Raw genomic sequence first — 11,438 nt, forward strand, 5'->3', positions numbered from 1 at the left:
GCCACGGGGGCCGCCGGGCGTGCCGGGCGGGTGCCGGTCACAGCTTCCCGCCGCGCGTGCCGTCGCGGCGCGCGGGCGCGATGAGCGTCGACAGATACGGGAGCGGCCCGCCGTCGAGGTCGGCGGCCGGCCGGATCGACTCCTCCTCCAGACCGAGCGCCGACCCCCAGACCGCGTCGTCGATCCGCCCGCTGTCCCGCAGCGCCTCGGCCACCTCGGCGGCCTGCCGCCCGAACTTGTACGCCACGACCGTGCCGGGGCCGTTCAGGGCGTCCTTGAGCACGGCCGCGCCCGCGGTCACCGGGACCAGCGTCAGCGGCTCGGTCCCCTCGGTGAGGACCGCGCCCGACCGGGCGGCGAGGTCCTGCATGGCGGTGATGCCCGGCACGGTCTCCACGACCGTGCCGGGAACCAGCTCCCCGATCGTGTGGGCGAGGTACGTGAACGTCGAGTACACGTTGGGGTCGCCGATGGTGGCGAAGGCGACCGTGCCGTGCAGGCCGAGCAGGTCCGCGACCCGCCCACCGGCGGCGTCCCAGGCCGCCTCGCGCCGCGCCCGGTCGCTGCGCTCGTTCAGCGCGAACACCACCCGGACGACCTTCTCGACGGGCACGTAGTGCAGGACGGTCGCCTCGGCCCGTCCCCGTTCGCCGCCGTCCTGCCCGTCCGGTGCGGCCATCACGGGCACGACGACCACGTCGGCGGCGCGCAGGGCGTTGACGCCCTTGACGGTCACCAGCTCCGGGTCGCCCGGGCCGACCCCGACCCCGATCAGCTTGCTGCTCATGACGTCAGGCACCTCTCGACGAACCGACGGGCCACGCCGGGCTCGGACGCCCAGTGCGTGTGCAGATAACTCGCGTGCACGCCTCGCTGCACGAAACCTTCGACGCGCCGCTCCGGGGCGCGCATCCCCCAGGCGGGAGACGCGCCGGCGCCCGGTTCCACGACCGTGCGGTGGAACTCGTGGCCGCGCATCCGGGTGCCGGCCACGGCGAGCGAGCTGTCGGCGAGGGCCACGGCGTCCCGGTAGCCCAGGGTCAGCCGCTCGTCCATCCGGGCGGTCGCGTCGAGCACCCCGCACATGGGCCGCCCGTCGAGCTCCCGCGCCAGATACAGCAGTCCGGCGCACTCGGCGGCCACCGGCGCCCCGGCCGACGCCAGCTCCGCCACCGCCTTGCGCAGCGGCTCGTTGGCGGACAGCTCGGCCGCGTACATCTCTGGGAAGCCGCCGCCGATGACCAACCCGCCGGTCCCGTACGGCAGTTGCTCGTCGCGCAGCGGATCGAAGGTGACGACCTCGGCACCGGCCGCGGTGAGCAGTTCGGCGTGCTCGGCGTACGAGAAGGTGAACGCCTCCCCACCGGCGACGGCGACCACGGGCACCCGCTGTCCGGCCGGGCGGTCGGTGGCCATGGTCACGCCCGCGACAGGCACCGATGGTGCCCGCTTCCCGGCCGGGCGAGTCGGGTGGTCGTGGGTGGGCGACCCGACGGCCCCGGCCGCGTCCCAGGCCGCACCCGACAGCGCACCGGCACCGCGCGCCAGCGCCGCCAGTGCGTCCAGGTCGCACCCTTCCGCGACCTGTGCCGCCATCGCGGCGACCGCCGCCACCGCCTCCGCCCGCCGCTCGGCGACCGGTACGAGACCGAGATGCCGCGACGGCGTGTCCACCTGCGGCGCCCGCCGCAGCACCCCGAGCACGGGCACCCCGGAGGAGTCCAGGGCGTCGCGCAGCAGTTCCTCGTGCCGGTCCGAGGCGACCTTGTTCAGGATCACGCCCGCGATCCGCACCTCGGGGTCCCAGGAGGCGAACCCGTGCACCAGCGCGGCCACGGACCGCGACTGCGAGGACGCGTCGACGACCAGCACCACCGGCGCCCGCAGCAGCTTCGCCACCTGGGCCGTGGACGCGAGTTCGCCCTCGCCCGCCGCCCCGTCGTACAGCCCCATCACGCCCTCGACGACGGCGAGATCGCAGCCGCGCGCGCCGTGCGCGAACAGCGGCCCGATCAGCCCGGTGCCGCACAGATACGCGTCGAGGTTGCGGCCCACGCGCCCGGTGGCGAGCGCGTGGTACCCGGGGTCGATGTAGTCGGGTCCCACCTTGTGCGGGGACACGGTGAGCCCCCGCGCGGTGAACGCGGCCATCAGCCCCGTGGCGACGGTCGTCTTGCCGCTGCCCGAGGAGGGCGCGGCGACGACCAGCCGGGGAACGGAGGACATCACCACTCGATGCCCCTCTGGCCCTTCTGGCCCGCGTCCATCGGATGCTTGACCTTCGACATGTCGGTCACCAGATCGGCCAGTCCGACCAGCTTCTCCGGGGCGTTGCGCCCGGTGATCACGACGTGCTGGGTGCCGGGACGGTCCCGCAGCACCGCGACGACCTCGTCCGTGTCGATCCAGCCCCAGTGCATCGGGTACGCGAACTCGTCGAGCACGTACAGCTTGTACGTCTCGGCGGCCAGGTCGCGCTTGACCTGCTCCCAGCCCTCGCGGGCCTTCTCCTCGTTGTCCATCTGCGCGTCGCGCTGGACCCAGGACCAGCCCTCGCCCATCTTGTGCCAGTCGACGGACCCGCCCTCGCCCGAGGCCCCGAGCACCCGCAGCGCGTTCTCCTCGCCGACCTTCCACTTCGCCGACTTGACGAACTGGAACACCCCGATGGGCCACCCCTGGTTCCAGGCCCGCAGCGCGAGCCCGAACGCGGCGGTCGACTTGCCCTTGCCGATGCCCGTGTGCACGATCACCAGCGGCCGGTTACGTCGCTGACGGGTCGTCAGTCCGTCGTCCGGCACGACACTCGGCTGTCCCTGCGGCACTACGCGGCCCTCCCTCGTACGTCCTTCACCAGTCCGGCGATCGCGTCCGCACGCAACTCGCCGAGTGTCACCGCCGTGCCGCCGAGATCCCCGGCCAACTGCTTCGCCAGGCCCAGGCGTACGGGCCCCGACTCGCAGTCCACGACCACCGAGGCGGTGCCCTCGGCGGCGAACAGCCGGGCCGCGCGCGCCGCGAGCGCCACCGGCTCGGGCCCGCCCGTCGCCCGTCCGTCGGTCACCAGCACCACCAGCGCGCGCCGCGCCGGATCGCGCAGCCGCTCCACCCGCAGCACCTCGTGCGCCTTGAGCAGCCCGGCCGCCAGCGGGGTGCGCCCGCCGGTCGGCAGCGACTCCAGGCGGGCCGCCGCCGCGTCCACCGACGAGGTCGGCGGCAGCGCGACCTGAGCGTCACGGCCCCGGAACGTCACCAGGCCCACCTTGTCCCGCCGCTGATAGGCGTCGAGGAGCAGCGACAGCACCGCGCCCTTGACGGCGCTCATCCGCTGCCGGGCGGCCATCGAACCGGAGGCGTCCACGACGAACAGCACGAGGTTGCCCTCACGGCCCTCGCGGGTGGCCTGCCGCAGATCGTCGCGCCGCACCACCAGGCCGGGCCCCGACCGCCCGCGCGCCCGCTGGTGCGGGGCGGCGGCCTGCACGGTCGCCGCCAGGTGCAGCTTGGTCAGCGCGCCCCGGGGCCTGCGCGACCCGATGGTCCGCCCGTGCTCCGCCCGCGCCCGCGAACGGCGCCCCGCGGCCCCCTCGCCGAGGCCGGGCACGCTCAGCACCTTGGTGCGGAACGGCTCCGCGGCCCGCACCGGGGACTGCTCCGCGCCGCCCGACGTCTGCGGCGTCCCGTCCTCACCGGCCTCGGGCCGGGCCTCCGTGTCACCGCCCTGCGGGCCGGAGTCCGGCGCCGGCTGCCCGCCGCCCCCGCCCGGACCCCCGCCGTCCGGGTCGGAGTCGGGATCGGGGTCGCCGTCGTCCTCGCCGGCGAACTCCTCCAGCGTCTCGTCGAGCTTGTCCTCGTCGAGGCCCGGCGCGTCGAAGGGGTTGCGGCGCCGCCGGTGCGGCAGCGCGAGCAGCGCCGCCTGCCGAACGTCCTCGGCGAGCACCTCGGTGCGCCCCGCCCACGCGGCCAGCGCCGTCGCGGTCCTGGCCATCACGATGTCCGCGCGCATCCCGTCCACCTCGAAGGCCGCGCAGGTCGCCGCGATCTGCCGCAGCGCCCCGTCGCCGAGCAGCACGGAGGGCAGCAGCGCGCGGGCCGCCACGATCCGCGCCCGTACGGCGGCCTCCTCGCCGGCCCAGCGCGCCGAGAAACCGGCCGGGTCGTCGTCGTACGCGAGACGCCGTCGTACGACCTCCACCCGCTGGTCGGGCTCGCGCGAGGCGGCGACCTCCACGGTCAGCCCGAACCGGTCGAGCAACTGCGGCCGCAGTTCGCCCTCTTCGGGGTTCATCGTCCCCACGAGCAGGAACCGCGCCGCGTGCCGTACGGAGACGCCCTCGCGTTCCACGTACGAGGCGCCCATCGCGGCCGCGTCCAGCAGCAGGTCGACCAGATGGTCGTGGAGCAGGTTGACCTCGTCCACGTACAGGATGCCGCGGTGCGCGTCGGCCAGCAGGCCGGGCTCGAAGGCCTTCACGCCCTCCGCGAGCGCCCGCTCGATGTCCAGGGCGCCGACCAGCCGGTCCTCGGAGGCGCCGACGGGCAACTCGACCATGCGGGCCGGGCGTCGCGCGCCGGTCCCCGCCTCGTGCGGCCCGTCGGGGCACGCCGGGTCGGGGGCGGCGGGATCGCAGGAGAAGCGGCACCCGGGCACGACCGCCACCTCCGGCAGCAGCGCCGAGAGCGCGCGCACCGCCGTCGACTTGGCGGTGCCCTTCTCGCCGCGCACCAGCACACCGCCGACGGCGGGCGAGACGGCGTTCAGCAGCAGCGCGAGCCGCAGGTCGTCCTGGCCGACGACGGCCGTGAAGGGGAAGGGGGTACTCACTGGTCGTCGCCCTCCAGGTCGCCTTCGAGCTCCAGATAGGTGGCGCGCAGCCGTTCCAGCGTGTCCGCGTCCGGCTCGGCCCACAGACCGCGGTCGGCGGCCTCCAGCAGCCGTTCGGTGATCCCGCGCAGCGCCCAGGGGTTGGACTTCTTCATGAAGTCCCGGTTCTCCGCGTCGAAGACGTACTCCGCGCTGAGCTTCTCGTACATCCAGTCGTCCACGACCCCGGCGGTGGCGTCGTACCCGAACAGGTAGTCCACGGTCGCCGCCATCTCGAAGGCGCCCTTGTAGCCGTGCCGGCGCATCGCCGCCATCCAGCGCGGGTTGACCACCCGGGCCCGGAACACCCGGTGCGTCTCCTCGCCCAGCGTGCGGGTCTTCACCTGGTCGGGCACGGCCGAGTCCCCGACGTACGCCTCGGGGGAGGCGCCGGTGAGGTGGCGGACCATCGCGACCATGCCGCCGTGGTACTGGAAGTAGTCGTCGGCGTCGACCAGGTCGTGCTCGCGGGTGTCGACGTTCTTCGCCGCCACCGCGATCCGCTTGAACGCCGTCTCCATGTCCCCGCGCGCGGCCCGCCCGTCGAGCCCGCGCCCGTACGCGTAGCCGCCCCAGACGGCGTACACCTCGGCGAGGTCGGCGTCCGAGCGCCAGTTGCGGGCGTCGATCAGCGGCAGCAGTCCGGCGCCGTACGCGCCCGGCTTGGAGCCGAAGATACGGGCGGTCGCGCGCCGCCTGTCGCCGTGCTCGGCGGTGTCCTCGTCGGCGTGCCGGCGCACGAAGTTGCGGTCGGCGGGCTCGTCCAGCTCGGCGACCGCCCGCACCGCGTCGTCCAGGAGACCGACCACGTGCGGGAACGCGTCCCGGAAGAACCCGGAGATACGGACCGTGACGTCGATGCGGGGACGGCCGAGCTCGTCGAGCGGGACGATCTCGAAGCCGGTGACCCGCCGCGAGGCGTCGTCCCACACCGGGCGGCAGCCGAGCAGCGCGAGGATCTCCGCGATGTCGTCGCCCTGGGTGCGCATGGCCGAGGTGCCCCACACCGTCAGCCCGACGGACGTCGGATAGTCGCCGGTGTCCTGGAGGTAGCGCTGCACGAGCGAGTCCGCGAGGGACTGCCCCACCTCCCAACTGAGGCGGGAGGGAATCGCCTTGGGGTCGACCGAGTAGAAGTTGCGGCCGGTCGGCAGGACGTTGACGAGCCCGCGCGTCGGTGAGCCCGAGGGGCCCGCCGGGACGTAACCGCCGTCCAGGGCCTTGAGGATGTGCCCGATCTCGTCCGTCGTCCTGGCCAGCCGCGGCACGACCTCACGGCAGGCGAAAACGAGGACCGCGACGGCGTCGGGGAGTTCGGTGCCGAGCACGTCACGCACGAGCTCCGGGACGGCGGCCGGGTCCCAGCCCCGCTCCTCCATGCCGAGGGCCGCCCGGCGGCACAGCTGCTCCAGCAGGTCGATCGCGTCGGCCGCCGTACGGTTCGGGCCCGCGACGAGGTCGCTCAGCTCCACCGGTACCTTCACCGGGGCGCCCGGCTCGGCCAGCAGCTCCTTCTCCACCAGGCCGAAGTGCTCCGCGAGCGCCGCGCGCAGACCGGGCAGCGCGTTGGCCGCTCCGCCCCACACCTGCGAGGCGCGCAGCACGGCGAGCACGAGGTTCACCCGCGGTTCGGCCTCCGGGCCGCCGCCCAGGATGTGCAGGCCGTCGCGGATCTGCACGTCCTTGATCTCGCACAGATAGCCGTCGATGTGCATCACGAACTCGTCGAAGTCGCCGTCGTCCGGCTGCTCGTCGACATGCAGGTCGTGGTGCAGCTCGGCCGCCTTGACCAGCGTCCAGATCTGCGCGCGCACCGCCGGGGCCTTCGCCGGGTCCAGGTCGGAGACCAGCGCGTACTCGTCGAGGAGCTGCTCCAGCTTGGCGAGGTCGCCGTAGGTGTCGGCGCGGGCCATCGGCGGCACGAGGTGGTCGACGACGGTGGCGTGCCCGCGGCGCTTGGCCTGGGTTCCCTCGCCGGGGTCGTTGACGATGAACGGGTAGACGAGGGGGAGTTCGCCGAGGACGGCGTCGGGCGCGCAGCCCCCGCTGAGCCCGAGCCCCTTGCCCGGCAGCCACTCCATCGTGCCGTGCTTGCCCATGTGGACGACCGCGTCCGCGCCGAAGCTGTTCTCCAGCCAGCGGTAGGCGGCCAGGTAGTGGTGCGAGGGCGGCATGTCGGGGTCGTGGTAGATCGCGATCGGGTTCTCGCCGAAGCCGCGCGGGGGCTGGATCATCACGACGACGTTCCCGAACTCCAGGCAGGCGAGCACGATGTCGTCGCCGTCGACGTAGAGGGAGCCCGGCGGCTCGCCCCAGGCCTCCAGCATGCCCTCGCGCAGCGCCGGGGCGAGGGTGTCGAACCAGGCCCGGTAGTCGGCGAGCGGTACCCGCGCCGGGGCGGCGGCGAGCTGCTCCTCGGTCAGCCACTCCACGTCGTGGCCGCCGGCCGCGATCAGCCGGTGGATCAACTCGTCCCCGTTGTCGGGGTATTCGGTGAGGGCGTAGCCCGCGTCGCGGAGCGCGTCCAGGACCCGTACCGCGGAGGCGGGGGTGTCGAGGCCGACGGCGTTGCCGACCCGGGAGTGCTTCGTCGGGTAGGCGGTGAAGACGATCCCGAGCTTCTTCTCCGCGTTCGGCTTGTGCTTCAACCGCGCGTGCCGCAGGGCGATCCCGGCGACGCGGGCGGCCCGCTCGGGGTCGGCGACGTACACGGGGACGTCGTCGGGGCCCTGCTCCTTGAACGAGAACGGCACGGTGATCAGACGGCCGTCGAACTCCGGGATGGCGACCTGCATCGCCGCGTCCATGGGGGACAGGGCGGCGTCCGAGGCGTCCCAGGCGGCCTTCGACGAGGTCAGGCACAGACCCTGGAGGACGGGGATGTCGAGCTCGGCGAGGGCCCCGATGTCCCAGGCCTCCTCGTCGCCGCCCGCGGACGCCTGCGAGGCGTGGGTGCCGCCCGCGGCGAGGACGGTCGCCACGAGCGCGTCGGCCCGGCCGAGGATCGCGTAAAGGCCGGGGTCGGCTCCGCGCAGCGAACCGCAGTACACGGGAAGGGCGTTGGCGCCGCGCGCCTCGATCGCCTCGCACAGCGTGTCCACGAACGCGGTGTTCCCGGACAGTTCGTGCGCCCGGTAGAACAGCACGCCGACCGTCGGCCTGCCCTCGACGTACGCGAACTCGCCGTGGACGCCGAACTCGGCGGTCCGGTGCGGCTCCTCGAAGCCCTCGCCGGTCAGCAGCACGGTGTCGGAGAGGAACCGGGCCAGCTCGGCGAGGTTGGCCGGGCCGCCCTCGACGAGATAGCGCAGGGCCTCCGCGACCACGCCCGCGGGCGCCGACGACTCGGCCATCAGCTCGGCGTCGGGGACGGACTCGCCGCCCAGCAGCACGGTCGGGATCCCGGACGCCTTCAGGAAGGCCAGCCCGTCCTCCCAGGCCCGCTTGCCGCCGAGCAGCCGCACGACGGCCAGGTCCGCGCCCTCGACGAGCGCGGGGAGTTCGCCGGTGACGTCCACCCGGGTCGGGTTGCCGATCCGGTAGGCGGCGCCACTGGCGCGGGCCGCCAGCAGGTCCGTGTCGGCGGTCGACAACAACAACACAGTGCTCATGCGGGTGCTCCCGGTGGGATGAAGGGCAGTCCTTGCGGCGCGCCGGACTCGATGAGCCGCCACAGCGCGTCCGTGTCCGCGTGTTCCTCGATCAGGTCGCCGAGCCGGTCCAGCTGCTCCTCGCGCAGCGCCGCGAACGACGTGCCGGGCGCCGGTACGAAGCGGCGGCCCGCGGCGGCGGCCACCTCGCGCAGGAAGGCCCGGCGGAAACCGTCCGACTCCAGGGAGCCGTGCCAGTGCGTGCCCCAGACGGAGCCGACCCGGCAGCCGTCCAGACCTGCGCCCGCGGCGTCGGACATGAAGGTCTCGCCGCCGGTGACCTCGGCGACGCCGTGATGGATCTCGTACCCCTCGACCGGCTCGCCGAGGGCCTCGCCGACCGGCCGCGCCAGCGTCTTCTCGCGCGCGAACCGCACGCGCACGGGCAGGAGTCCGAGCCCCTCGACCCGGCCGGCGCGGGACTCGACGTCGTCCTCGATGTGTTCCCCGAGGAGCTGGTAGCCACCGCAGATGCCGAGGACGGGCCGTCCCTCGGCGGCCCGGCGCGCGATGGCGTCCGCGAGACCGCGCTCGCGCAGCCACCGGAGCGCCTTGACCGTGCCCCTGGTCCCGGGCACGACGACGAGGTCCGCGTCGGCCAGTTCCTCGGCCCGGTCCACGAACCGCACGACGACGCCGGGTTCGGCGGCCAGCGCGTCGACGTCGGTGAAGTTGGACATCAGCGGGACCGCGCAGACGGCGACCCGCAGGACGTCCTCGCCGACGGGGGAGGAGACCGCCGACTCGCGGACCGCCCCGCGCAGCGAGACCCGCAGCCCGTCCTCCTCGTCGATGCCGAGCCCGTGCCGGAAGGGCAGCACGCCGTAGGTGCGCCGCCCGGTCAGGCCGTGCAGCATGTCGAGCCCCGGCTCCAGCAGGCCGACGTCACCGCGGAACTTGTTGACGAGGAACCCGGAGACCAGCGCCTGGTCCTCGGGGGACAGCAGCGCCACCGTGCCGAAGAAGGAAGCGAACACCCCGCCCCGGTCGATGTCGCCGACGACGAGCACGGGAAGCCCCGCGTTCCGCGCCACCCCCATGTTCACGATGTCGGTACGCCGCAGATTGATCTCGGCCGGACTGCCGGCCCCCTCGCAGATCACCGCGTCATACGTGCCCCGCAACTGCTCAAGACAGTCGAGGACGGTCGCGAGGAGTGCCTCCCGGTGCCCTCCGCGCAGCCGCTCCGCGGCCGGGCCGGCGCCCGGCCGAGGGTCCGTCGGGGCCCCGGCCGTGCCGAAGAACCCGCGCGCGCTCATCTCGCCCACCGGCCTGCCCATCAGGACGACCTGGCTGGTGCGGTCGCCGCCCGGCTTGAGCAGCACGGGGTTCATCAGCGCGGTCGGCTCCACCCGGGCGGCCTGCGCCTGCATGGCCTGCGCCCGCCCGATCTCGGCGCCCTCGCGGGTCACGAACGAGTTCAGGGACATGTTCTGCGCCTTGAAGGGCGCGACCTTGACGCCCTGGCGCACCAGCCACCGGCAGATCCCGGCGGTCACGACGCTCTTGCCCGCGTCGGAGGTGGTTCCGGCGATCAGCAGCCCGCCGCTCATGCGGTGCGCCCCTTCCTGGTGGACGGAACCGGAACCGGAACCGGGACCGGCACCCGTCCGGCTCCGGTGAGCAGGATCCGGCCGGCGGCGCTCACCCCGAGCGCGAGCCAGCCGACCCGCCGGGAGAGCCGTACGGCCCGTTCGATGTCGTGGACCCGGACGGCCCGCCCCGTGCCGTTGAGCACGGGCCGGTGCTCGACCCGTCCCCCGTACGAGAGGGTGCCGCCGAGCCGTACGCCGAGGGCGCCCGCGAACGAGGCCTCCACGGGACCGGCGTTGGGGCTCGGATGCCTGCGGGCGTCGGCGCGCCAGGCGCGCAGGGCGCCGCGCGGGTCAGGACCGGCCACGGCCGCGAGGACGGCGGTCAGCCGGGCCCCGGGCCAGCCGGCGACGTCGTCGAGCCGGGCGGAGGCCCAGCCGTAGCGCCGGTACCGGGGGGAGCGGTGTCCGACCATGGCGTCGAGGGTGTTCACGGCGCGGAAGGCGACGAGTCCGGGCACACCGGCGACGGCGCCCCAGACCAGGGCGCCCACGACGGCGTCGGAGGTGTTCTCGGCGACGGACTCGACGACGGCGCGCGCGACGCCGTCGGCGTCCAGGGCCTGCGGGTCGCGTCCGCACAGATGCGGCAGTCGCTCCCGGGCGGCGTCGAGGTCACCGGCCGCGAGCGCGCCGCCGACCGCCCGCGCCTCGCGGCCGAGGGAGGTCCCTCCGACGACGGACCAGGTGGCGGCGGCGGTCAGGGCGACGGAGGCGGTACGTGAGGTGCGTACGCTCCGGCTCGCGAGCGCGGCGAGTGCGGTGGCGCCGCCGGCGCAGACGGCGGTGTGCAGGGCGCCCCACCCGCGGTGGTCGCGCCACAGGGTCCGTTCGACGGCCGCGGCGGCCCGCCCGAAAGCGGCGACCGGATGCCCTCGGCGGGGATCGCCGAGCAGCAGGTCGCCGAGAAGGCCGGCGGCGGCGCCGTACGCGAAGACGCGATCGGCACGCACGGGGTCAGCCGGCCGTGGGGTGGAGCGGAACCCTCGTACTCAGCGGAACGGGCAACGGGCAGCCGCGCATGGCGATATGTCCTCACTCAGGGTGTCCACGCCCTGGTTCGACGAGACCGGCGGTGAGAGTTCCTGGCTCCCGGGGAGTTTCTTCCCCGATGACAGTGGCGGGACCGCGCCGGATTCGCACCGGCTTCCTCTCATGCCGCCGTACTTGGCTCCGGCAGTCCACCACGGGGTGCGAACGGCCGTCAACTGGCTGTTGACCTGCGGAGGGACAGTGTGCGCAGGCCCACATGGGCATGGAGAGCGGGACCGCATACGCATGGGGTGCGGGCACACATACGCGTGGGGTGCGGGACGGTGAACCGTCCCGCAC

Annotated in this window: 7 protein-coding genes and 1 riboswitch; all 7 genes read right to left on the reverse strand. The window is 74.3% G+C overall.

The genetic code is table 11. The features are described 5' to 3' along the window. Window positions 1-37: 37 nt before the first annotated feature. Genes cobI through ACFWI4_RS38485 form a run of 7 tightly spaced genes read right to left on the reverse strand, consistent with a single transcriptional unit; the run spans window position 38 to window position 11,059 of the window. The gene (gene cobI / locus ACFWI4_RS38455; protein ID WP_387205998.1) at window positions 38-787 is read right to left on the reverse strand and encodes a precorrin-2 C(20)-methyltransferase; all 750 of its coding nucleotides are present in this window, start codon (window positions 785-787) and stop codon (window positions 38-40) included. Continuing rightward, on the reverse strand, window positions 784-2,226 hold the full coding sequence (locus tag ACFWI4_RS38460; protein ID WP_387206000.1) for a cobyrinate a,c-diamide synthase: 1,443 nt from the start codon (window positions 2,224-2,226) through the stop codon (window positions 784-786). The genes cobI and ACFWI4_RS38460 overlap by 4 nt, the downstream gene beginning before the upstream one ends. Beyond that, window positions 2,226-2,825, reverse strand: a complete 600-nt coding sequence (cobO, locus tag ACFWI4_RS38465; protein ID WP_385405473.1) for a cob(I)yrinic acid a,c-diamide adenosyltransferase — start codon at window positions 2,823-2,825, stop codon at window positions 2,226-2,228. The genes ACFWI4_RS38460 and cobO overlap by 1 nt, the downstream gene beginning before the upstream one ends. After that, entirely contained in the window at window positions 2,825-4,825 is a 2,001-nt protein-coding gene (locus ACFWI4_RS38470) for a putative cobaltochelatase (protein WP_387206002.1), read from the reverse strand. Before ACFWI4_RS38470 ends, cobO begins: the two co-directional genes overlap by 1 nt. Next, on the reverse strand, window positions 4,822-8,475 hold the full coding sequence (gene cobN, locus ACFWI4_RS38475; protein ID WP_387206004.1) for a cobaltochelatase subunit CobN: 3,654 nt from the start codon (window positions 8,473-8,475) through the stop codon (window positions 4,822-4,824). The genes ACFWI4_RS38470 and cobN overlap by 4 nt, the downstream gene beginning before the upstream one ends. Next, window positions 8,472-10,067 carry a cobyric acid synthase gene (locus ACFWI4_RS38480; RefSeq protein WP_387206006.1) on the reverse strand — a complete coding sequence of 532 codons (1,596 nt, stop codon included), beginning with the start codon at window positions 10,065-10,067 and terminating at the stop codon, window positions 8,472-8,474. Before ACFWI4_RS38480 ends, cobN begins: the two co-directional genes overlap by 4 nt. Further along, window positions 10,064-11,059: a cobalamin biosynthesis protein gene (locus ACFWI4_RS38485; RefSeq protein ID WP_387206008.1), complete on the reverse strand. Its 996-nt coding sequence runs from the start codon at window positions 11,057-11,059 to the stop codon at window positions 10,064-10,066. The genes ACFWI4_RS38480 and ACFWI4_RS38485 overlap by 4 nt, the downstream gene beginning before the upstream one ends. A 105-nt stretch (window positions 11,060-11,164) precedes the next feature. Further along, window positions 11,165-11,308: riboswitch (cobalamin riboswitch) on the reverse strand. Between the last annotated feature and the right edge of the window lie 130 nt (window positions 11,309-11,438).

It is taken from the genome of Streptomyces sp. NPDC127038, from assembly GCF_042725875.1.
In the GTDB taxonomy this organism is placed as follows: Bacteria; Actinomycetota; Actinomycetes; order Streptomycetales; family Streptomycetaceae; genus Streptomyces.